We start from the raw sequence: 21,854 nt of genomic DNA, 5'->3' as shown, positions 1-21,854 counted from the left end.
GCCCCGCGCCGCCCGCGGTCCGGCCCGCCCCGCCGGGGCCCGGGCGCGCCGCCCGCACCACTCTCACCGCCCGCACCGCCCGCCTCAGCGCCACCCGCCTCAGCGCAGCGCGGCGAGCGCGGCCCGGCTGGTGCGCAGCGCCGACGCCAGGACCTCCGGCCGACGGGACGGGTCCATCATGTTGGGCCCCATCACCGCGAGGTCGGCGGGCGTGGGCGCGAAGAGCTGCACCCGGGTGCCGGCCGAGCGCAGCGCACGGGCCTCCCGCATCATCTGCCGGGTCACCGTACGCCGGTAGCGGCTGACCAGCTGGGCCAGCATGCCGCGCGGCCGGTCGCGCTCGCGCCACTCCTGCAGGGCGGCCGCCGCCCCGCGGGCCGGCTCGGTGCTCCCGGGCGGGTGCAGCCGCAGGGCCATCGGCGCGAGCACGTAGATCTCGTCGAGGCCGCGGCCGGCCATCAGGTCGGCGTTGGTGGCCGACCAGCAGCCGCCGTCGACGTACGACGCGCCCGCGACCTCGACCGGCGCGAACCAGCCGGGGATCGCGCAGGACGCCATGACCGCGTCGGCCATCGGCGCGGGCGGCGCACCGGCGTCGCCGAACGCCACCCGGCGGCCGCTGCGGTAGTCCACCGCGACCACGCGCAGCGGCGAGTCCTCGGCCCAGCCGTCCCCGTCGGAGAGGGTGCGCACCAGGTCTCCCACCGGGGCGACCGAACCGCGGCCCGGCGGCACCATCGCCGAGACCATGGTGAGGAAGGGGTAGTCACGCGGGTGCCGCACGGCGTCCCGCAGCAGGCCGGGCGAGCCGATGCCGACGGCCGGCCGGGGCGGCAGGGCGCCCCCCGCGGCGGTGGCGTAGTCGAAGTCCACCCCGGCCAGCGGGCCGGAGGTGACCGGGAGGCCGTTCTGGTGGTCCCTGAGCTGCCCGGCCTCGGCACCCGCGGCGAGCAGTGCGCCCAGGATCGCGCCGGCGGACGTCCCGAGGATGACGTCGGCGCCGCCGGGCCGCCAGCCGGTGGCCTCCTCGATGGCGCACAGGGCGCCCACCGTCCACGCGGCGCCGAGCATGCCGCCGCCGCCGAGCACCAGCCCGCGCCGCGGGCCGTCCGCACCGGCTGCGGCCACCGGTCCGTCGCCGGTGGACACTTCGGTCGCCATGCCGCCTCCCTGGGGTCACCTGGAGGCGATCCTCCGCCCTACCCGAGGGTAGGGCGGAGCGTGCAACGGCCCCGCGCCACACGACTTTCCCGGCGTGTCCGTACCCCTTCGTGCACCTCCTGACCGCTCCGCACGTCAACACACCGCCACCCGGACCGGTCCTTCCGGCCCGGTGCCGCAGCGAACTTCACCCGGATAGGTGACATCACCGACGATCCGCCACGCCCTGCGGGCGGTCCTTGAGGGCGGCGGACGACCCCGGTAGCAAGGGGTACGACAGCCCCGCCGGAGCAGCCGAGCCCGACAGGAGGTCGGTCGACCATGGCCGAGCACCGCACCCCCGCCACCGCCACCGCCCTCTCCCCCGCACCCGCCACCGCATCCGCACCCGCACCCGCACCCGCACCCGCACCTGTGCGCCCGGTGCCCGCGGAGATCGCGCCCGCGGCCGGCCGGGCGGTGCCGCTGATCCGTCCGCTGGTGCACGCCCCCGGTCATCCGCAGTCGCGCCGCCCGGTCCGGGCCGCGCACCCGGGCCGCAGGCCGGCCGCGCACGAGCACGGGCACGGGGGGCACGAGCACGAGCACGAGCAGGGACACGAACACGGGCACGGGCACCCGCGGCACCACCGGGCGGCGCTCGAACCGCGGGTGCCGCGGCACCCCCGGGCCGGCTGCGCGCCGTCACGGGGCGCAGGCCAGGGCGATGTCGCGGCGCGGTTCGCCCACCGGCTCGTGGAGGTGCTCACCGGGGTCCGCCCGGTCGGGCAGCTCCAGCGGCACACCACGCTGCAGGCCTACCAGCAGCTCACCGCGCTCGTCCGGGGCGGCCCGCTGCGCCCGCGCGGCACCGCGCCGCGGACCCGGCTGGGCCGGGTGTACGACTCCGCACCGGGGCCCGGCGCGCTGGAGGTGTGCGTCCGGGTGGAGTTCGGGCCGCGCCACCACATGGTGGCGTTCCGGCTGGAGCGGCACCGGCGCACCGAGCAGTGGCAGTGCGCGGCGGTGGAGTCCCGCTGACGGCCCGGCCGCGGCGGCCCGGCGCACGGCAGGGCGCCGCCACCCGGTGCGGGTGGCGGCGCCCTGTGGTGCGTGACCGGTCAGGCCTTGCGGCGGCGGCCCTTGGCCGACTTGGCGGCCTTGCGGCGCTCGGCGCGGGTGAGGCCGTCGCCCTCGTCCACGACGCCGTCCTCGAAGTCGCCCTCGATGACGGTGTCGTCGCCGTCGACGGTCGGCGCGGTGTAGTGCAGCCGCTGCCGGACGGGGGCCTCCAGGCCCTTGGCCTTGATCTCGGGGCGGGCGTCGGTCTTGTCGAGCTGCACCGCGTCCTCGGGCACGGGCACCTCCTCGACCTGCTGCTCGACCTGGACCTCCAGGTTGAACAGGTAGCCGACGGACTCCTCCTTGATGCCCTCCATCATCGCGGAGAACATGTCGAAGCCCTCGCGCTGGTACTCGACCAGCGGGTCGCGCTGCGCGTAGGCCCGCAGGGCGATGCCCTCCTGCAGGTAGTCCATCTCGTAGAGGTGCTCGCGCCAGCGGCGGTCCAGCACCGACAGGACGACGCGGCGCTCCAGCTCGCGCATGATCTGCTCGCCGAGCTGGTCCTCGCGGGCGCCGTACTGGGCCTGGACGTCCTCCTGGAGCACCTTGGTGAGGTACTCGGGGGTGAGGCCGGCCTGGCCGCCCGCCTCCTCCTCCAGCTCGTCCAGGTCGAGGGTGACGGGGTAGAGCTGGCGCAGGGCCGTCCACAGCTTCTCGAGGTCCCAGTCGTCCTCGAAGCCCTCGCCGGTGGCGGCGGTGACGTACGCCTCGACGGTGTCGTCCATGAAGTGGCCGACCTGCTCCTGCAGGTCCTCGCCCTCCAGGACGCGGCGGCGCTCGCCGTAGATGACCTCGCGCTGGCGGTTGAGGACCTCGTCGTACTTGAGGACGTTCTTGCGGATCTCGAAGTTCTGCTGCTCGACCTGGGTCTGCGCGGAGGCGATGGCGCGGGTGACCATCTTCGACTCGATCGGCACGTCCTCGGGCACGTTGGCCATCGACAGGACGCGCTCGACCATGCCGGCCTTGAAGAGGCGCATCAGGTCGTCGCCGAGCGACAGGTAGAAGCGGGACTCGCCCGGGTCGCCCTGACGGCCGGAGCGGCCGCGCAGCTGGTTGTCGATCCGGCGGGACTCGTGGCGCTCGGTGCCGAGCACGTAGAGGCCGCCCAGTCCCTGGACCTCCTCCTGCTCGGCCCTGACCGCCTCCTTGGCCTTGTCGAGGGCGCTCGGGAACGCCGACTCGTACTCCTCCGGGGTGTCCTCCGGGGTGAGGCCGCGCTGCGCCAGTTCGGCGGCCGCGAGGTGGTCGGGGTTGCCGCCGAGCATGATGTCGGTGCCGCGGCCGGCCATGTTGGTGGCGACGGTGACGGCGCCCTTGCGGCCGGCCTGCGCGACGATCTGCGCCTCGCGCTCGTGCTGCTTGGCGTTCAGCACCTCGTGCGGGATGCCGCGCTTGCGCAGCTCCTGGGAGAGGTACTCGGACTTCTCGACCGACACGGTGCCGACCAGCACCGGCTGGCCCTTCTCGTGCTTCTCGGCGATGTCCTCGACGACGGCCGCGAACTTCGCCGGCTCCGACTTGTAGATCAGGTCGGGCTGGTCGATGCGCTTGGGCGACTTGTTGGTCGGGATCGGCACGACGCCGAGCTTGTAGATCTGGTGGAACTCGGCGGCCTCGGTGGTGCCGGTACCGGTCATGCCCGAGAGCTTGTCGTACAGGCGGAAGAAGTTCTGCAGGGTGATGGTGGCCAGCGTCTGGTTCTCGTTCTGGACCTCCACCCCCTCCTTCGCCTCGATCGCCTGGTGCATGCCCTCGTTGTAGCGGCGGCCGGCGAGGATGCGGCCGGTGTGCTCGTCGACGATCATGACCTCGCCGTCGATGACGACGTAGTCCTTGTCCGCCTTGTAGAGCTCCTTCGCCTTGATGGCGTTGTTGAGGAAGCCCACCAGCGGGGTGTTCACCGACTCGTAGAGGTTGTCGATGCCGAGGTAGTCCTCGACGCGGCCGACGCCCTCCTCCAGCACGCCGACGGTGCGCTTCTTCTCGTCGACCTCGTAGTCGCGCTCGCGCTTGAGGCGGACGACCAGCTTCGCGAAGTCGCTGTACCACTTGGTGGCCTGGTCGGCCGGCCCCGAGATGATGAGCGGCGTGCGGGCCTCGTCGATGAGGATCGAGTCGACCTCGTCGACGATCGCGAAGTTGTGGCCGCGCTGGACGAGTTCGTCCTGCGCCCAGGCCATGTTGTCGCGGAGGTAGTCGAAGCCGAACTCGTTGTTGGTGCCGTACGTGATGTCCATGCCGTACTGGCGCTTGCGCTCGGCCGGCGACATGTTCGCCAGGATCACGCCGACCTCGAGACCGAGGAAGCGGTGCACCCGGCCCATCCACTCCGAGTCGCGCTCGGCGAGGTAGTCGTTGACCGTGATCAGGTGGACGCCCTTGCCGGTCAGCGCGTTGAGGTACGCGGGCAGGGTGCCGACCAGGGTCTTGCCCTCACCGGTGCGCATCTCGGCCACGAAGCCGAGGTGCAGTGCCGCGCCGCCCATGATCTGGACGTCGTAGTGGCGCTGGCCGAGCACGCGCTTGGCGGCCTCACGGATGGTGGCGAAGGCCTCGGGGAGGATGTCGTCCAGCGATTCGCCGTCGGCGATGCGGGCCTTGTACTCGTCGGTCAGCGCGCGCAGTTCGTCGTCGGTGAGGTTGACGAAGTCCTCTTCGATCGAGTTTACCTGGGCGGCAATCCGCTGCAGCTTGCGAAGGATCTTTCCTTCGCCTGCGCGCAGGATCTTGTCGAAGACGGACACGTGAGCGGGCTCCTTGCCTGGATCGGCTCTGGACTACAGTCGGCGAGACCTACCCCACCGTACGGGCCATCGTATGCGAGGAGGCCGAGCCCCCGGGAGGTCCGTCAGCACGGTATTCCTGTGTCACCCGCCCGGGCAAAGCGCTGTGAAGCGCCAGTGGACGGGCAAATCGGGCACCGGCCCGGACCCTGTGCCCTGCACAACCCCCGAGCGCCCTCCGGGGTTCCCGTCCGTCCGCCTCGTTCTGCGGGCGGTCCCGCTGTCGGTGGCAGGGCCTACGCTGCCCGGCATGACCGTCATGCTCTCCGCCGACCAGGCCCGCCGCATCGCCCTGCGCGCGCAGGGGCTGCTGGGCGCCCCCGACCGCCGCGCGGGCGTCCGCGGCGTGCTGCGTCACCTGGGTGCCGTGCAGCTCGACACGATCTCCGTGCTGGCGCGCTCGCACGAGCTCGTCCCGTACGCACGTCTCGGTGCGGTGGGCCGCCCGGCGGTCGAGCAGGCCTACTGGGGCGCGGGGACGACGTTCGAGTACTGGTCGCACGCGGCGTGCATCCTGCCGATGGAGGAGTGGCCGCTGTTCGCGTTCCGGCGGCGGGCCTACCGCGGCCGGGGCAACCTCTGGGGCCACCAGGTGTCGCCGGGGACGTACCGGCAGGTCCTGGACAGGCTGCGCACGGAGGGCCCGCTCACCTCGACCGGCCTGGGCGGCGCCAAGCGGACGGCCGAGTGGTGGGACTGGTCGGACACCAAGATCGCGGTCGAGCGGGCGCTCGCCTTCGGCGACGTCGTCTGCACCGAGCGGCTCGGCTGGAAGCGGGTCTACGCGCTGGCCGAGCAGGCCGTCCCCGCGGAACTGTTCGGACTGGAGCCCACCGACGAGGAGTGCCTGCGCCGACTCGTCGCCCTGTCGGGCGCCGCCCTGGGGGTGGCGACCCGCGCCGACCTGATGGACCACCACCGGCTCAAGCGCGCCCAGGTCGACTCCGTGCTCGACGCGTCCGGCCTGGTGCCGGTGCAGGTCGAGGGCTGGGCGGCACCCGCCTGGGCGGATCCGGCGGCGCTGGCGGCCGTGCCGCGCGGCCGGCACCGCACGACCCTGCTCTCGCCCTTCGACTCGCTGATCTGGGACCGCGCCCGCACCGAGCGGATCTTCGGGATGACGCACCGGCTGGAGGCGTACACCCCGAAGCACAGGCGGGTGCACGGCTACTTCGCGATGCCACTGCTGGCCGGCGGCCGGCTGGTCGGCCGGGTCGACCCCGCGCGCGAGGGCCGCACCCTGGTGGCCCGTCAGGTCTCGCTGGCCGGGCCGGCGTTCGTCGAGCCGCTCGCCGAGGCGCTGCGCGAGGCGGCGGGCTGGGTCGGATGCGACTCCGTGCGGGTGGAGCAGCTGGCGGACGAGCGGCTGCGGCCCGCGCTGGAGAAGCTGCTCTGACCTGTCGTCAGGTCACCCTATTTCGAGGATCTTCTCCCGCATCGCGTACACCACGGCCTCCATCCGGGAGTGCAGCTGCAGCTTCTCCAGGATGTTGCGCACGTGGTTCTTCACGGTGTTCTCGCTGATGAAGAGCTCTTTGGCGATCTCCCGGTTGTTCATCCCGGTCGCCACCAGCTTGAGCACCTCCAGCTCGCGGTCCGTGAGCCGCGGCGCGGGCAGCAGGTCCCGGTCGTCCGAACGCCGCTGGATCATCGACTTGAACTCGGTGAGCAGCTTGGCGGCCATCGACGGGCTGATCTGCGACTGCCCGTCGGCGACCGCGCGGATCGCGGTGGCCACCTCGTCGGTGGAGATCTCCTTCAGGAGGTAGCCGGTGGCCCCGGCCTTGATCGCCTCGTAGAGGTCGGCCTCCTCGTCGCTGATCGTCAGCATGATGATCTTCGCGCTCGGCACCACCTCCTTGATGGCGGTGCAGGCCTCGATCCCGCTGCGGCGCGGCATGCGGACGTCCATGAGGATGATGTCCGGCAGCAGGTCGGCGGCCTTGAGCACGGCCTCGGCGCCGTCCCCGGCCTCGCCGATCACCCGGATGTCGGGCTCCTCGGCCAGCACGATCTCCAGGCCGCGGCGGAAGAGCGCGTGGTCGTCGACCACGAGCACCCGGATCGGCTCCGCGCGGTGCGGCCCGTAGCCGTCGTCGGGGGGCCCTCCGGACCCTCCGCCGCCAGGGCGGTCCTCCGCACTCCGGCCGATGGGCTCGCCCATCCGGTCCTCCCCCGGTCGCCGGTCGATGTCGACCCCATCATTCCACGACCGAGGGGGCCGTTGATCACCCTCCGAGACCGCACCGCGCAGCTGGGTGACCCCGGCGGCCGAGGCCGCCGGGGTCACCGGTCGATCGCCGTGTCCGGGCGGGACGTGGACGGGATCAGTCCTCGTCCGGCCCGTTGATCGCGCCGCCGGCTCCTCCGCCGGCAGCCGTCGCGTCCTCCTTCAGGTGGATCACGCCGTAGTGGTAGCCGTGCCGGCGGTACACCACGCTCGGCAGCCCGCTGTCCTTCTCCACGAAGAGGAAGAAGTCGTGGCCGACCAGCTCCATCTCGTACAGCGCCTGGTCCAGCGACATGGGCGCCGCGGGGTGCGTCTTCTCGCGGACGACGAGCGGGCCGTCGCCCTCCACCTCCAGCGATCCCATCATGGTCTTGCGTGCCACCCCGTTGGCGGGCGCCTCGGCCGACTCCGTCGCGGGCAGGGCAGCGAGGGCAGCCGTGGCCGCCGCGACGCTGACGGGGGTGCGGCCGTTGCCGCCCTTGTGCACCCGTCGCCGGTCGGCGGACTTGCGCAGCTGCGCGTCGAGCTTCGCCGAGGCCAGGTCGAGCGCCGCGTACGGGTCGCTCGCGGCGGCCTCGGCCCTGATCACGGGGCCGCGGGTACGGACGGTGATCTCGACCCGCTCGGACCGGTCGGCCTGACGCGGGTTGTGCTCCTTGGACACCTCGACGTCGAGGCTGATCACCTTGCCGTCGAACTTCTGGACCTTCTCCAGCTTCTCGGCCACGTGCTCGCGGAACCTCTTGGGCACCTCGGTCTTGCGGCCCTTGACGACGATGTCCACGCAGAACTCCGATCCCTTGTGCTGTTGCCGATCCGGAACGCACCCGGACCGGGCTGAGACCCAGCCGGACCAGCCGATCCACCACCAGCCCCCCGCCTCCACCGGGAGCGGCGAACTCGACCGGCCCTCACCTCACTTCCTCCCCACCGAGAGCACTTGAAACCCCCTGTGTGCTTCATGCAACACCTCAGTCGGGGTTTCCGCCTCCCCAGTCGAACAGCGGAGCGAGACCGGGCCGGCTGCCCAGCTGTCACCACTGTTTACCCCCTACGGAGTGAAACACCGGTGAACGGCTGGACAACACGCGCCGGGGCGCCCACCGTATGGCTCAGTCCGCACCCCGGCAAGGGTCGGAACCCCTCAGAAACGCGTGCCCCGTCGCCGTTCGTGCACGTCGGCGGGGCCCCCGTCCCGGCCCACCGGAGGGTGCCGCGTGACCGCTCCGCCGAACTTCCGCATCCCGGACACCGGCCTGCTCGACCTGCTCCTGCCGGCGCGGTGCGCGGGCTGCCTCACCGGCCGCCGCCAGCTGTGCCACGCCTGCCGGGACGTCCTCACGACCGCGGCGCCCGGTCCCGCAGGACCGGTGCCCGCCCCCGCGGGACTTCCTCCGGTGCACGCGGCCGCCCCGTACGCGGGCCCGGTGCGGAACCTGCTGATCGCCCACAAGGAACGCGGGGTGCTGCGTCTCGCCGCACCGCTCGGGGGCGCGCTAGCCGCCGCCGTGCGCTCCGCCGTCGAGGCGTACGCCCCCGAGGGCCGCGCCCCCGGTACACCCGGGCGCCTGCTGCTGGTGCCGGTGCCGTCCACCCGCCGGGCGGTACGGGACCGCGGCCACGACCCGATGCTGCGGCTGGCCCGCGCCGCGGCCCGGGAGCTGCGGCGCCACGGGATGCCGGCCCGGGTCGCACCGGTGCTGCGGCACGCCCGCCGGGTCGCCGACCAGGCCGGGCTGTCGGCGGCCGCCCGGCACCGCAACCTGCACGGGGCGCTGGAGGTGCCGGCCCGACGGGCGCACGTCCTGCACGCCGGGCTGCCGGTCGTGGTGGACGACCTGGTGACCACCGGCGCCAGCCTGGCGGAGGCGGCGCGGGCCCTGCAGGCGGCCGGCCGGCCGCCGCACGCCGCGGCCACCGTCGCCGCGACGGCCCGCCGCCGCCCGCACTGAGCCGCGCCGGACGGCACGCCCGGCCCGGCCGCGGGGGCGGGGGCGGTCAGCCCGGGTAGTCGAAGGAGGCGGCCTGCTGCCCCTGGAGGGCGACCTCGCGCCACTGGTTGCCCTGCAGGCGGAAGATCCGGTGGTCGCTGGAGAGCGCCAGCACCGGCGGCACGCTCTCGCCGGTCCGGCTCTCCGACGCCGACACCGAAGTCATCGACTCACCGCCCTGCAGCGGCGAGTCGCTGGACTGCGACCCGTCGGTGCCCACGTAGTGCAGCAGCTGCAGCTTGCCCTGCTCCTTGCCGAGCACGAGGAGCTGGTCGGTGTCCGCCCAGGAGACCGAGGCGACGTCGGTGAGCAGCGGCGCCACGGCCCGCAGCTCGGTGATCCGCGCCCGCGGCGCGCTCGCCGTGCCCTCGTGCAGGATCAGCCCGATCCGCAGGGAGCGCGCACCGTCGCCGTCCTGCAGCACCACGGCGACCCGGGTGCCGTCCGAGGAGACCCGGACGTCCTGCACGGTACGGCCGCCCAGCCCGTCGACCTGGACCTTCACCACGGTGCGGCCGCGGACCATGTAGACGTTCCCCGCCGCCGGGTCGCGGTCGACCACCCAGAGGTTCTGCCGGCCGTCCCAGCTCGGCGAGGCGAGGCCCTGCCCGGGCTTCGGCACGTGGCTGGTCAGCAGCGGCTCGCCCAGCTTGTCGGACTCCTGGAGGCCGGTGACGTACAGCGCGGCGCCGTCGGCGCTCACCGCGGCGGCGCCCGCGCCGTCGCGGCGCACGGCGACGGCGCCGGCCTTCGGCTGGGTCTGCCCGCCGAGGGGCCCGGGGACGGCCCGGCCGGGCCCGTCCCCCTGCACCGTGAGGAGCTGCCCGTCGGCGAGCCGGTAGTACTGCTCGGCGCCCGACGTACCGGCCAGGTGACCGGGGGCGGAGGCGGCGGCCTGGGTGGCGCTCACCGAGCACCCGCCCTTCTCGCCGGCCAGGTCGACCCGGTCGATCTGCGCCTTGCCCTGCTGGTCGGCCAGGGTGTGGAAGAGCTGGGTCGCCATCTGCGTGCAGTTGGTCTGGCGTCCGGCGAAGTCCGGCACGTCGACCCGGACGGTGGCCGTCCGGTCGTCTCCGACGGTCACGGCGCCCTGGATGTGCACCCTGTCGAACGCCGAGTACACCGCGGGTGCCAGCCAGCCGGAGGGGCCGGCGGCGAGCGCCCTGGCGGCCGCGGTGAGCGGGTCCGTACGGCGCCGCAGGTAGATCGGGTCCGGCACCATGACGGAGAGCGACTCGCCGGCCGCCGAGGGGTCGGAGGCCGCGTAGAAGTACCGGTGGACGGCGCGGTAGCCGTTCTTGAAGTTCGTCTGGTCGATGATCAGCCCGTCGGGGAGGCGGTCGATCCGCCACTCGCCCTTGTCGGGGCCGTCGGTCTCCTTCACGAAGGTGAACTGCTGCTGGTACGAGGCGTCGGAGACCACCCGGTAGGAGTCGCCCTCGTCGAGTTCGGCGACCTTCGTGCCGCTCACCGTGATGGTCTTCGCCTCGGGCGAGGCCACGGTCTCGTCCCGGTGCGGCGTGGTGGCCAGCACCGCGACCCCGGCCTGCGGGTTCCAGCGCTTGCCCGCGTCGGCGGTCAGGTACTTGAGGGCGGTCTCGTAGTCCTTCGCCTCGTCGGCGTTGGAGGCGGCGAGGAAGCCGGCCAGCAGGTCACGCGGGTCCTCGCCCTTGTGCGGCGGCACCGGGAAGACCCGCACCTGCAGGTTCTCCGCGCCGGGGCCGGGCGGCAGCCCGACCCGCTCGGGCGGCCCGTCCGCGGGCATCGCCGCGCAGCCCGCGGCGAGCAGTACGGCGAGTGCGGCGCAGCCGGCCCGCGCGGAGCGCAGGTCAGCCCTCACGCTGCCCGTCCTTCGCACGCTGCGGCCTCCCGGTGGTGTCGGCGGTACGCGGCCCTTCCTGCGACGGCACCGGCGGACGGCCGGATCCGCGGTCCACGACGACCTGGGCCCCGGTGGCACCGTACCCGGCGGCCGCCGCACGGACGTCCGAGGGGTCGGCGACAGGCGCCGCCTGCCGTCGGCCGAGGCCCGGGCCGATGGACAGCACGCCGCCCAGACCGGGGCCGAAGCCCACGGAGCCGTTCTCCGGGGTCTCCGGGGCGTCCTGGTCCGGCAGGCCGGCGTCGGCGCCCGCGGCGGAGGCGGTCGACCCGCCGGGGCGCAGGGCGCGGCGGTACGGCGCGCCGGTCGCGGCGAGGCCGCGGTTGTGGCGGGAGTCCTCGGGTTCCAGCCGGAAGGGCGCCCGGGCGATCTCGCCGCCGCGGGTGCGCGGCAGGGTCAGCCGGAAGTGCGAGCCCCCGCCGGGCTCGCCCCAGGCCTGGAGCCAGCCGCCGTGCAGGTGGGCGTCCTCGACGGCGATGGAGAGGCCGAGCCCGGTGCCGCCGGTGGTCCGCACCCGGGAGGGGTCGGCCCGCCAGAAGCGGTGGAACACCCGGGAGGCCTCGCCGGGCTTGAGGCCGATGCCGTAGTCGCGGACGGCGACGGCGACGGCACCGTCGCCGGAGCCGAGCCGCACGACCACGTCGCGGCCCTCGCCGTGCTCCAGGGCGTTGACGACGAGGTTGCGCAGGATGCGTTCGATCCGCCGGGAGTCGACCTCGGCAACGACCGGCTTCTCCGCGCCGCGGACGATCACCGCGCTGCCCTTGGCCTGGGCCAGCGGGTCCGCGGCCTCGACCACGCGGGTCACGATGTCGCGCAGGTCGACGGGCTCGGCGTCGAGGATCGCGGCGCCGGCGTCGAAGCGGCTGATCTCCAGCAGGTCGGCCAGCAGCGACTCGAAGCGGTCGAGCTGGTCCTGCAGGAGTTCGGCGGAGCGCGCCGCCATCGGGTCGAGGTCCTCGCGGCTGTCGTAGATCAGGTCCGCGGCCATCCGGACGGTGGTCAGCGGGGTGCGCAGCTCGTGCGAGACGTCCGAGACGAAGCGGCGCTGCACCCGGGAGAGCTCCTCCAGCTGCCGGATCTGCGCCTGCAGGGCGTTGGCCATGCGGTTGAACGACTCGCCGAGACGGGCGATGTCGTCCGTGCCGGTGACCTTCATCCGCTCCTCCAGGTGGCCGGCGGCGAGGCGCTCGGAGATCCCCGCGGCCATCCGGACCGGGGTCACCACCTGGCGTACGACGAGCCAGGCGATGCCGCCCAGCAGCACCACCACGAACACGCCGGCGGTCGCCAGGGTGGTGGTGACCAGGCCGAGGGTCTTGCTCTCCTGGCCGAACGAGAAGACGTAGTAGAGCTGGTACGGCGTGCCGTCGGGGCCGTTGAACTGCTTGCCGATGACCAGGCCCGGCTCGTTGCCCGAGGGGCTGCCGTCGTCGGCGGTGCGCTGGATCTCGGTGGTCTGCTGGTGCGGGGTGCCGGTCTCGGCGGCGACCTCGTCGCGCAGGTCCTGGCTGATGGAGTCGGGCACGATGTTGCCGGAGTACCAGGCGCCGCGGAGGGCGGCGCTCGGCGCGCTCTCCTGCTGGCCGGTCGACGGCACCAGGGCGATGACCGAGTAGACGCCGGTGCCGCCGCTGGCGAGGTCGGAGACCTGCTTGATCAGCCAGGTGCCGACCTCGTCCCGCGAGGGGTCGGCGCCGGTGCCGGCCTTGGCCTGCAGGTTGATCGCCTCGTTGATCTTGTCCTGCTCGATCTGGAACCCGCCCAGCGCCTGGCCCTGCGCGGAGTGCTTCTTGGTGTCGAGCAGCCCCGTGCGGACCTGCGCCACGACGACCACGCCGAGCACCAGGACCACGACCACGGAGAGCATCAGGGTGGCGGCGACCACCCGCAGCTGGATGGAGCGCCGGTAGAGCGCGACGAGCCGGCGCACCGGCCGCCGCAACTGACGCACGACCGGGGCGGCGAGCGCCACCGGACCACGGCGGCGCCGGCGGCCGCGGGTGGTCGAGCTCAGCACGTCGCCGCGCACAGCAGCCTCCCCGTCGGCGTCCAGGCCCGACGGGGAGTCGTCAGTTTCGTACTGCACCACGTCAGCTGGGCCCCGCCTTGTAGCCGACGCCGCGCACGGTCACCACGATCTCGGGGCGCTCGGGGTCGCGCTCGATCTTGGAGCGCAGGCGCTGCACGTGCACGTTGACCAGCCGGGTGTCGGCCGCGTGCCGGTAGCCCCAGACCTGCTCCAGCAGCACCTCGCGGGTGAACACCTGCCAGGGCTTGCGGGCGAGCGCGACGAGCAGGTCGAACTCCAGCGGGGTCAGCGGGATGCCCCGGCCGTCCCGCTTGACGGAGTGTCCTGCGACGTCGATCACCAGATCGCCTATGGTCAGCTGCTCCGGCGTGGGCTCCTCGGCCCGGCGCAGGCGGGCGCGCACGCGCGCCACCAGCTCCTTCGGCTTGAACGGCTTGGTGACGTAGTCGTCCGCCCCCGACTCCAGACCGACCACGATGTCCACCGTGTCGGTCTTGGCCGTGAGCATGACGATCGGAATGCCGGATTCGGCCCGGATCTGCCGGCAGACGTCGATGCCGTCCCTGCCGGGCAGCATCAGGTCGAGCAGTACGAGATCCGGCTTGGTCTCCCGGAACGCGGCAAGTGCCTTGTCCCCGTCGGCGACGAAAAACGGCTCGAAACCTTCACCACGGAGCACGATGCCGAGCATCTCGGCCAGTGCGGTGTCGTCATCAACGACGAGGACGCGTCCCTTCATGACTCCATCTTCTCATCACCCGATTGTGACCTGCTTCACACCCGCCCCCGCACACCGCTCCTCGCGGGTGCGAAAACGGGCATTTCGCCTGAAAAAGCACAGCTCAGGGCGGTAGTGCGGACCGATGCCGATCAGCAGCGGAATACCCCTGGGGCCGTCGCCGCCACCATGGCACGATGGGCGGCGCAGCAGCGACTTCCGGCCGTCCGGCCGTATCCGATCCGACGCCCTTCCGGGCCCGGATCACCGGGTCCACGGCGCCCCGGACCCTCGACAAGGAGCCTTGATGACCGACACCCCGGGCTGGGCATCGCCCGGTTCGTCCGAGCCGCCCCGCGACGATGTCCGGCCGCCGGCCGGCTCCGCCGGCGACACACCGGGCGGGCCCGGCCCGTACGGCGGAGCGTACGGCAGCATCCCCGGCCAGGGCCAGGGGCCGGACGGCGGGGCGTCGGCACCGGACGGCGGCCCCCAGGGCGGCTGGGGCCCGGCCGCCCCGCAGGGCCCCTCCCAGGGCGGCTGGGGCGCGGGCGGTCCCCAGGGCGGCTGGCAGGGCCCCCCGCAGGCCGGCTGGGGCGTGCCGCTCAGTCCGAAGCCGGGCATCATCCCGCTGCGCCCGCTGGGCGTGGGCGAGATCCTCGACGGCGCCGTGACCACCGTGCGGCGGCACTGGCGTACCGCCCTCGGCCTGTCGCTGGGCCTCGCGGCCGTCCAGCAGGTGCTGGAGGCGCTGGGCCAGTGGCTGGCGTACGAGCGGCCCGGCACGGCCACCGAGATCGTGGCGCTGCTGGGCCCGCTGCCCGTCGAGCTGCTCCTGGGCGTCATCGCGGTGGGCATGCTGACGATGGTGGTGAGCCGGGCCGTCCTCGGACAGCCGGTGACCGTCTCCGAGGCGTGGAAGGCCGCCCTGCCGCGGCTCGCGCCCCTGACCGGTCTCACCCTGCTGACGCTGCTGATCGTCGTCGCCCCGTTCGTCCCGGGCGCCGCACTGCTGATCGTCTCCGTCGTCGACGGCCTGAACGAGGGCCTCCTCGGACTGGGCGCCGTCCTGATGCTGGCGGCCGCGCCGGTCGCGATCTGGCTGGCGATCGACCTGAGCCTCGCCGCACCCGCCGTCGTCCTCGAACGGCAGGGCGTCCTCGCCTCGATGGCGCGTTCGCGGCGGCTCGTGAAGGGCGCCTGGTGGCGTCTGCTGGGCATCAACGTGCTCACCCGCGTGCTGATCGGGGTCGCCTCCGCCATCGTCATGACGCCGGTGACCGGCGTCGCGGGCCTCCTCTCGATCGGTGGCGACGACACCGGCGGGGACAACCCGTTCCTCCTCGGCCTGCCGCCGCTGGGCCTGCTCGTGCTGGCGATCGGCGGCACCGTGGTGGCGACCTTCACCATCCCGCTCAGCGCCGCCGTCAACGTGCTGCTGTACATCGACCAGCGCATCCGCCGCGAGGCCCTCGACATCGAGCTCGCCCGCGCCGCGGGCCTGCCCGAGTACGGCTCCGCTGACCTGGCCGACCGGCCGACGCCCCCGGGAGCCTGAGCCGATGCCGCACGGGGGGACGCAGGGCCCGGGCATCCGTCTGCTCGCCGACGGCGCGCCGGTGACCATCCCCCGCGGACCGGCGCGCGACGCCGTCCGCGACGAGATGTTCGACCCGGCGTACCACCGGCACGACCCCAGCCTCGTCCAGCGCGCCACGGACTGGCTCGGGGAACGCCTCGACGAGATCTTCGGACACCTCGGCCGGTCGATGGCGGGTGACGCCACCGGCATCGTGCTGCTGGTGCTGCTGGTCGTCCTCGTCGTCGGCGCCCTCTGGTGGCGCCTCGGCGCGCCGCGCCGGGAGACCGTCCGCACCAGCGCCCTGTTCGAACACCGCGGGCCGCGCAGCGCCGAGCAGCACCGCCGCGCGGCCGCCGCGCACGCCGCGGCGGGCGAGTGGCCGCAGGCCGTCCGCGAGCAGATGCGCGCCGTCGTCCGGTCGCTGGAGGAGCGGACGCTCCTCGACACCAGACCGGGCCGCACCGCGGACGAGGCCGCCGCCGAGGCCGGCCGCGTCCTCCCCGACCAGGCCCGGGCCCTCGCCTCGGCCGCCCGCACCTTCGACGACGTCGTGTACGGCGAACGCACCGCCGACCGCGCCGCGTACGAGGGCCTGCTAGCGCTCGACCGCTCGGTCGGCGCGAGCAGGCCCGTCCTCGCCCCGGCCCGCGGAGGCGCCGCATGACCACCGCCCCGCCCGTCCCTCCCGCCGCTCCGGACCTCCCCGGCACGGACCTTCCCGGCACGGACGTCCACGGCACGGACGTCCACGGCACAGGGCCCGCCCCCGCAGCGCAGGGCACCGCCGTACGCCGTCCCCGCCGGCCGCGCCGCGCCCGCTGGTACCTGCTCGCCGCGGTCCTCCTCGTCCTGGTCGGCCTGCTGGTCGGCGGCCTCGGCGGCAGCAGCACCTGGCCCCCGCTCGACCCCCGCTCCCCCGACCCGAACGGCACGCGCGCGGTCGTCCGCGTGCTCGAACGCCAGGGCGTGACCGTCCGCACCGCCGCCGGACCGGCCGGGCTCGCCGCGGCCCTCGCCGAGCCGGACACCACCGTCGTCCTCCCCGACGCCTACCTCCTCGACGAGGACACGCTGGACACCCTCGCCGGGGTCGCCCGCGGCCGCGGCTCCCGCCTCGTGCTGATCGCCCCCGACGACGCCGAGCTCGACGCGTTCGCCGGCGGCGTCCGCACCTCGACCGCGCCCGACGGACTCCCCGACTACGTCGTCGAGACGTCCACCGCACCCGACTGCGCCCTCCCCGAGGCCACCCGGGCCGGCAGCGCCGAACTCGGCGGCCTGGTCTACGTCCCCGACCCGGGCGACAGCGCCTGCTACCCGCGCCGCGGGCGGCCGACGCTCGTCCTGCACCAGGACGCCGACGGCCGGCAGACGGCCGTGCTCGGCACCGGCCGCCCGCTCACCAACGCCCACGCCACGGCGGACGGCAACGCCGCGCTCGCCCTCGGCCTGCTCGGCTCCCGCCCCCACCTGGTGTGGTTCCTGCCGGACTACACGGCCCCGGTCGCCGCCCCGGCCGAGGACCGCCGCAGCCTCCTCGACCACGTCCCGGACGGCTGGCGCTGGGCCGTGCTCCAGCTGGCGGTCGCCGCTGCCCTCGCCGCCGTCTGGCGGGCCCGCAGGCTCGGCCCGGTCGTCTCCGAGGACCTCCCGGTCGTGGTCCGCGCCGCCGAGACCACCGAGGGCCGTGCCCGCCTGTACCGCCGCGCGCGCGCCCGCGGCCACGCCGCCGAGGCACTGCGCCGCGCCACCCGCCACCGGCTCGCCCCCTCGCTCGGCGTGCCCGTGAGCCGGGGGGAGGCCGACCCGGCGACCCTCGCGGCGGCCGCCGCCGGGCGCCTCGGCCGCCCCTCCGCCGAGCTGCACGCGCTGCTGTACGGCGCGCCTCCCACCGACGACGCCGCACTGCTGCGGCTCGCCGACGACCTCGACGCCCTGGAAAGGCAGGTACGACAGCCGTGACCGAGCAGCCCGCTGTTTTCACGACGCTCACGAAGCCCGGCACCGGCCCGGCCGACGGCCCGCCCCCGGCGGGCGACGCCCGCGCAGCGCTCACCGCACTGCGCGAGGAGATCGGCAAGGCCGTCGTCGGCCAGGACGCCGCCGTCACCGGCCTCGTCGTCGCCCTGCTCTGCGGCGGCCACGTGCTGCTGGAGGGCGTGCCGGGCGTCGCCAAGACCCTGCTGGTCCGCGCCCTGTCGACGGCGCTCAGCCTGGGCACCAAGCGCATCCAGTTCACCCCCGACCTGATGCCCGGCGACGTCACCGGCTCGCTGGTGTACGACGCCCGCACGGCGGAGTTCTCGTTCCAGCCCGGCCCGGTCTTCACCAACCTGCTGCTCGCGGACGAGATCAACCGCACCCCGCCCAAGACGCAGGCCTCCCTGCTGGAGGCCATGGAGGAGCACCAGGTCACCGTCGACGGCGAGCCGCGGGCCCTGCCGGTGCCGTTCCTCGTCGCCGCCACGCAGAACCCGGTCGAGTACGAGGGCACCTACCCCCTGCCCGAGGCCCAGCTCGACCGTTTCCTGCTCAAGCTGGTCCTGCCGCTGCCCACCCGCGACCAGGAGTACCAGGTGCTGGCCCGGCACGCGGCCGGGTTCGACCCGCGCGACCTGGCCGCCGCCGGAGTCCGCCCGGTCGCCGGTCCGGCGCACATCGCGGCCGCCCGCGAGGAGATCGCCAAGGTCGTCGTCGCCCCCGAGGTGCTGGCGTACGTCGTCGACCTGTGCCGGGCCACCCGGCAGTCCCCGTCGCTGTCGATCGGCGTCTCGCCGCGCGGTGCCACCGCGCTGCTCGGCACGTCGCGCGCATGGGCCTGGCTCGCCGGCCGCGACTACGTCACCCCCGACGACGTCAAGGCCCTCGCCCTTCCCACGCTGCGTCACCGGATCCAGCTGCGGGCCGAGGCCGAGATGGAGGGCGTCACCGCCGACTCCGTCGTCCAGGCCGTCCTGTCGCAGACGCCCGCCCCGCGCTGACCCCACTTCACCAAGGAGCCCCGCCCATGGCCCTGACCGGCCGTACCGCCCTGCTCGCCGCGCTGGGCGCGCTCGTCGTCGGCCTGGTCGTCCCCTCGTGGGCGGGGGTCGGCGCGGCCGCCCTGCTCGTCCTGCTCGCCGTCACCGCCGACCTCGTCCTCGCCGCCCCGGTCCGCAGCCTGCTGCTCGAACGGTCCGGCGACACCCGCGTCCGTCTCGGCGAGACCGCACGGGTCGAACTGGCCGTCACCAACCCGTCCGGGCGGCCGCTCCGCTCCCTCGTCAGGGACGCCTGGCCCCCGTCCGCCTGGCATCCCGGCAGCTCGTACGACAGTGCCCGGCACTCCGTCACCGTCCCCGCCGGGGAGCGGCGGAGGCTCACCACCGTGCTGGGGCCGACCCGACGCGGCGACCACCACGCCCACCGGGTGACGATCCGTTCGTACGGCCCGCTCGGCCTCGCCGCCCGGCAGGGCGCCCACCGCGTGCCGTGGACGGTCCGTGCGCTGCCGCCGTTCGCCAGCCGCCGTCACCTGCCGTCGCGGCTCGCCCGGCTGCGCGAACTCGACGGCCGCACCTCCGTCCTGACCCGCGGCCAGGGCACGGAGTTCGACTCGCTCCGCGAGTACCTCCCCGGCGACGACGTCCGCTCCATCGACTGGCGGGCCAGTGCGCGCCGCCACACCGTCGCCGTGCGCACCTGGCGGCCCGAACGTGACCGGCACATCCTGATCGTCCTCGACACCGGACGCACCTCGGCCGGCCGGGTCGGCGACGCTCCCCGGCTGGACGCGTCGCTCGACGCCGCCCTGCTCCTCACGGCCCTCGCCACCCGGGCCGGTGACCGGGTCGACCTCCTCGCCCACGACCGGCGCCGCCGCACCGCGGTGGCCGGCCGCTCCGCCGCCGACGTCCTGCCCGCCTTCACCGAGGCCATGACCACGCTGGAGCCCGCGCTCGTCGAGACCGACCTGCGCGCGCTCACCGCCGCCGCGCTGCGGATGGCCCCGCACCGCTCCCTGATCGTGCTCCTGACCGGCCTGGAGTCCGGGGCCGTCGAGGAGGGCCTGCTCCCGCAGCTGCCCCTGCTCACCAAGCGCCACGAGGTCGTCCTCGCCGCCGTCGCCGATCCCCGGCTGGAGGAGCTCGCGGCAGGCCGCGGCAGCCTGGACGCCGTCTACGGCGCCGCCGCGGCCGAGCAGACCCGCGCCGACCGCCGCACCACCGCCGAACGCCTCACCCGGCACGGCGTGACCGTCCTCGACGCACCTCCCGCGGCCCTGCCCCCGGCCCTCGCGGACGCCTACCTCGCCCTCAAGGCCGCCGGACGGCTCTGAGCGAGCAGCTCCGCCGTCTCCGCGTCCGCGGGCAGGAACGCCTCCAGCCGCAGTTCGGAGAGCGTGACGTCCACCGCGGTGGCGAAGGTCGTGATCGTGGTGATCAGGTTCAACTCGCTCCGGCCGGAGCGCAACCGCAGGGGTACGGCGAAGCCGAGCGGCGCCCCCGCCGGCTCCTCCGGTGGAAGGTGACCCGCCAACTCGCGGTGCAGCTCGGCCAGTCGGTCGTCCGCCTCCGACTCGGCCCGCCGGGTGAGCCGTTCGACGACGTGCCGCGCCCACTCGGGGAAGTTCAGGATCCGCGGGGCGAGCCCCTGCGGGTGGAGCGCGAAGCGGTACATGTTGGCGCCGGGGGCGTACAGTTCGGCGGCCGCCCCCTCCGTCAGCAGCGCGAACGCCGCATTGGCCGCCACCAGCACGCCGTACCGGTCCACCACGACCGCCGGGTAGGGCAGATGGCCCGCCAGCACGTGCTCCAGCGCCTCCAGGACGGGCGCCAGCGCGGCCCCGTCCAGTCGGCTCTCCGGGTACGCCGGTGCGTAACCCGCTGCCAGGAGAAGATCGTTGCGGTCGCGGAGCCCGAGCTGCAACGACTCCGCGAGCCGCAGCACCATGGCCCGGCCCGGCGCCGAACGGCCGCTCTCCATGAAGCTCACGTGCCGCTGGGTCGTACCGGCCCGCAAGGCCAGATCCAGCTGGCTCACCCGGTGGCGGGTCCGACGTTCGCGCAGTGCCTGGGAGAAGTCCACGCCGCCAGTCTCGGCCCCGGCCCTCCGACCCGCCATTCCCTCCGGGGAATTGAGAGCCTTCCCTGGAGGGCGCAGGCTCGTCCCATGCAGAACGACACCGAGACCGGCCCCGCGAACCACCCGGCCACCGGCCGTGGCCTGGGCGTCCTCCTCCCGACCGGCAGTGCGCAATGGGGGCAGGGCGCCGATCCCCGCGAGCTCGTGCCGTTCGCCCTGCGGGCCGAACAGCTGGGCTACGACGCGCTCTTCGTCAACGACTCGCTGCTGACGCCCCGGATCGAGGCGCTCACCATGCTGGCCGCCCTCGCCCCCGTCACCCGGCGTGCGACGCTCGGCACCGGGGCTCTGCTGCCGTTCCTCCGCCGCCCGGTGCAGGCGGCCCAGGCACTGGCCTCGATCGACCTGCTCTCCGGCGGGCGCCTGGCCGTGACGGTCGGCGCCGGCTTCCCCGGCCGCTTCGGGCAGCCGCTGTACACCCTCTCCGAACTCCCGTGGGAGCGGCGGTTCAAGCGCCTGGACGAGACCGTCGCCCTGTGGCGGCAGCTCTGGACCGCGGACGGGCCGACCTCGTTCCACGGCGAGGTCCTCCGGTTCGACGACGTCCCGCCGTCCACCCGCCCGTTCACGCCCGGCGGCCCGCCGATCTGGCTGGGCGGTGCCACCCCGGCCGCCCTCGCCCGCGCCGGCCGCCTGTACGACGGGTGGCTGCCCTATCCGCCCGACCCCGCCGACTACCGGACGGGCCTCACGGCCGTCCAGGAGGCCGCCACGGCCGCGGGACGCGACGCCGGGAGTATCGCCCCCGCCCTGTTCGTCTCCGTGCTGGTGGCCGCCGACGAGGCCTCCGGACGGCGCGCCATGGACGTCTACGCCCGCGCCAACTACGGCCTGGGGCTGGAAGACCTGGAGCAGATCCAGGCCGTCGTCATTGGCCCCGCCGACCGGGTGACCGCCCGCCTCCAGCAGTACCGCGACGCCGGTGCCCGCCGACTCGTCGTCCGGCTGGGAGCGCTGGATCTCCCCGCCCAGTACGAACAGCTGGAACTCGTCGCCGACCTCGCGAGCGACCTGCACTGACCCACCGACATCGACACCGATATCGGCACCTGGTCCGGTCGTGTGGTGAATACCGGCCGGAAACTGGGCCGGAAACGCAGAGAAGCCCCCTCCCGGAAAGGGGAGGGGGCTTCTCTCGAAGAATTGTTCGGCGGCGTCCTACTCTCCCACAGGGTCCCCCCTGCAGTACCATCGGCGCTACGAGGCTTAGCTTCCGGGTTCGGAATGTAACCGGGCGTTTCCCT

Annotated in this window: 17 protein-coding genes and 1 rRNA gene; 9 read left to right on the top strand and 9 right to left on the bottom strand. The window is 74.3% G+C overall.

Features of this window, described 5'->3' with window-relative positions:
* Positions 1-99: 99 nt before the first annotated feature.
* Positions 100-1,161: a patatin-like phospholipase family protein gene (locus SNE206_RS13910; RefSeq protein ID WP_407913635.1), complete on the bottom strand. Its 1,062-nt coding sequence runs from the start codon at positions 1,159-1,161 to the stop codon at positions 100-102.
* Positions 1,162-1,482: 321 nt separating this feature from the next.
* On the opposite strand from SNE206_RS13910, the gene SNE206_RS13905 reads away from it, so the two are divergent.
* Entirely contained in the window at positions 1,483-2,181 is a 699-nt protein-coding gene (locus tag SNE206_RS13905) for an Rv3235 family protein (RefSeq protein ID WP_407913634.1), read from the top strand.
* 80 nt (positions 2,182-2,261) lie between these two features.
* Here the strand turns inward: SNE206_RS13905 and secA are convergent, their stop codons facing one another.
* A complete protein-coding gene (secA, locus tag SNE206_RS13900; protein WP_407913633.1) occupies positions 2,262-5,012 on the bottom strand; it encodes a preprotein translocase subunit SecA in 2,751 nt (916 codons plus the stop codon).
* Positions 5,013-5,301: 289 nt separating this feature from the next.
* Here secA and SNE206_RS13895 point away from each other — a divergent pair, with 289 nt between their 5' ends.
* Positions 5,302-6,447 (top strand): winged helix-turn-helix domain-containing protein, encoded by a 1,146-nt coding sequence (locus SNE206_RS13895; RefSeq protein ID WP_407913632.1) that lies wholly within the window; start codon positions 5,302-5,304, stop codon positions 6,445-6,447.
* A gap of 12 nt (positions 6,448-6,459) precedes the next feature.
* Here SNE206_RS13895 and SNE206_RS13890 read toward each other — a convergent pair whose 3' ends face one another.
* Both SNE206_RS13890 and hpf read right to left on the bottom strand, forming a co-directional pair.
* Positions 6,460-7,215, bottom strand: a complete 756-nt coding sequence (locus SNE206_RS13890) for a response regulator (RefSeq protein WP_407913631.1) — start codon at positions 7,213-7,215, stop codon at positions 6,460-6,462.
* 163 nt (positions 7,216-7,378) lie between these two features.
* Positions 7,379-8,065, bottom strand: a complete 687-nt coding sequence (gene hpf / locus SNE206_RS13885; RefSeq protein ID WP_407913630.1) for a ribosome hibernation-promoting factor, HPF/YfiA family — start codon at positions 8,063-8,065, stop codon at positions 7,379-7,381.
* A gap of 433 nt (positions 8,066-8,498) precedes the next feature.
* Here hpf and SNE206_RS13880 point away from each other — a divergent pair, with 433 nt between their 5' ends.
* Positions 8,499-9,233, top strand: coding sequence for a ComF family protein (locus SNE206_RS13880; protein WP_407913629.1), 735 nt, complete (start codon positions 8,499-8,501; stop codon positions 9,231-9,233).
* A gap of 46 nt (positions 9,234-9,279) precedes the next feature.
* Here the strand turns inward: SNE206_RS13880 and SNE206_RS13875 are convergent, their stop codons facing one another.
* From SNE206_RS13875 to mtrA, 3 genes are read right to left on the bottom strand one after another with little or no spacing between them, the layout of a single operon-like run.
* Positions 9,280-11,112, bottom strand: coding sequence for an LpqB family beta-propeller domain-containing protein (locus SNE206_RS13875; RefSeq protein WP_407913628.1), 1,833 nt, complete (start codon positions 11,110-11,112; stop codon positions 9,280-9,282).
* Positions 11,102-13,243: an MtrAB system histidine kinase MtrB gene (gene mtrB / locus SNE206_RS13870; protein ID WP_407913627.1), complete on the bottom strand. Its 2,142-nt coding sequence runs from the start codon at positions 13,241-13,243 to the stop codon at positions 11,102-11,104. The genes SNE206_RS13875 and mtrB overlap by 11 nt, the downstream gene beginning before the upstream one ends.
* 4 nt (positions 13,244-13,247) lie before the next feature.
* Positions 13,248-13,925 carry an MtrAB system response regulator MtrA gene (gene mtrA, locus SNE206_RS13865; RefSeq protein ID WP_363487734.1) on the bottom strand — a complete coding sequence of 226 codons (678 nt, stop codon included), beginning with the start codon at positions 13,923-13,925 and terminating at the stop codon, positions 13,248-13,250.
* 286 nt (positions 13,926-14,211) lie between these two features.
* On the opposite strand from mtrA, the gene SNE206_RS13860 reads away from it, so the two are divergent.
* Genes SNE206_RS13860 through SNE206_RS13840 form a run of 5 tightly spaced genes read left to right on the top strand, consistent with a single transcriptional unit; the run spans position 14,212 to position 19,804 of the window.
* Positions 14,212-15,462 carry a hypothetical protein gene (locus SNE206_RS13860; RefSeq protein ID WP_407913626.1) on the top strand — a complete coding sequence of 417 codons (1,251 nt, stop codon included), beginning with the start codon at positions 14,212-14,214 and terminating at the stop codon, positions 15,460-15,462.
* A 4-nt stretch (positions 15,463-15,466) separates the two neighbouring features.
* Positions 15,467-16,150, top strand: coding sequence for a DUF4129 domain-containing protein (locus SNE206_RS13855; RefSeq protein ID WP_407913625.1), 684 nt, complete (start codon positions 15,467-15,469; stop codon positions 16,148-16,150).
* On the top strand, positions 16,147-17,448 hold the full coding sequence (locus SNE206_RS13850; RefSeq protein ID WP_407913624.1) for a DUF4350 domain-containing protein: 1,302 nt from the start codon (positions 16,147-16,149) through the stop codon (positions 17,446-17,448). Before SNE206_RS13855 ends, SNE206_RS13850 begins: the two co-directional genes overlap by 4 nt.
* On the top strand, positions 17,445-18,467 hold the full coding sequence (locus tag SNE206_RS13845; protein WP_407913623.1) for an AAA family ATPase: 1,023 nt from the start codon (positions 17,445-17,447) through the stop codon (positions 18,465-18,467). The genes SNE206_RS13850 and SNE206_RS13845 overlap by 4 nt, the downstream gene beginning before the upstream one ends.
* Positions 18,468-18,493: 26 nt before the next feature.
* Positions 18,494-19,804, top strand: a complete 1,311-nt coding sequence (locus tag SNE206_RS13840; protein WP_407913622.1) for a DUF58 domain-containing protein — start codon at positions 18,494-18,496, stop codon at positions 19,802-19,804.
* Here the strand turns inward: SNE206_RS13840 and SNE206_RS13835 are convergent.
* Positions 19,771-20,553: a helix-turn-helix domain-containing protein gene (locus SNE206_RS13835; protein WP_407913621.1), complete on the bottom strand. Its 783-nt coding sequence runs from the start codon at positions 20,551-20,553 to the stop codon at positions 19,771-19,773. The genes SNE206_RS13840 and SNE206_RS13835 overlap by 34 nt on opposite strands.
* 84 nt (positions 20,554-20,637) lie before the next feature.
* On the opposite strand from SNE206_RS13835, the gene SNE206_RS13830 reads away from it, so the two are divergent.
* Entirely contained in the window at positions 20,638-21,630 is a 993-nt protein-coding gene (locus SNE206_RS13830) for an LLM class flavin-dependent oxidoreductase (RefSeq protein ID WP_407913620.1), read from the top strand.
* Between the two features lie 125 nt (positions 21,631-21,755).
* Here SNE206_RS13830 and rrf read toward each other — a convergent pair.
* Positions 21,756-21,854: ribosomal RNA gene (rrf, locus tag SNE206_RS13825) — 5S ribosomal RNA — on the bottom strand; the annotation flags it as partial.

The organism is Kitasatospora sp. NE20-6 (genome assembly GCF_045862635.1).
Note: the sequence above shows the minus strand (reverse complement) of the source record. Positions and strands in the feature narration are given on the sequence as shown.

Bases quoted from the DNA above. Each gene is read 5' to 3' on its own strand.
- SNE206_RS13910 (WP_407913635.1), bottom strand. From the start codon at position 1,161: ATGGCGACCGAAGTGTCCACCGGCGACGGACCGGTGGCCGCAGCCGGT.
- SNE206_RS13905 (WP_407913634.1), top strand. From the start codon at position 1,483: ATGGCCGAGCACCGCACCCCCGCCACCGCCACCGCCCTCTCCCCCGCA.
- SNE206_RS13895 (WP_407913632.1), top strand. From the start codon at position 5,302: ATGACCGTCATGCTCTCCGCCGACCAGGCCCGCCGCATCGCCCTGCGC.
- SNE206_RS13890 (WP_407913631.1), bottom strand. From the start codon at position 7,215: ATGGGCGAGCCCATCGGCCGGAGTGCGGAGGACCGCCCTGGCGGCGGA.
- mtrA (WP_363487734.1), bottom strand. From the start codon at position 13,925: ATGAAGGGACGCGTCCTCGTCGTTGATGACGACACCGCACTGGCCGAG.
- SNE206_RS13860 (WP_407913626.1), top strand. From the start codon at position 14,212: ATGACCGACACCCCGGGCTGGGCATCGCCCGGTTCGTCCGAGCCGCCC.
- SNE206_RS13855 (WP_407913625.1), top strand. From the start codon at position 15,467: ATGCCGCACGGGGGGACGCAGGGCCCGGGCATCCGTCTGCTCGCCGAC.
- SNE206_RS13850 (WP_407913624.1), top strand. From the start codon at position 16,147: ATGACCACCGCCCCGCCCGTCCCTCCCGCCGCTCCGGACCTCCCCGGC.
- SNE206_RS13840 (WP_407913622.1), top strand. From the start codon at position 18,494: ATGGCCCTGACCGGCCGTACCGCCCTGCTCGCCGCGCTGGGCGCGCTC.
- SNE206_RS13830 (WP_407913620.1), top strand. From the start codon at position 20,638: ATGCAGAACGACACCGAGACCGGCCCCGCGAACCACCCGGCCACCGGC.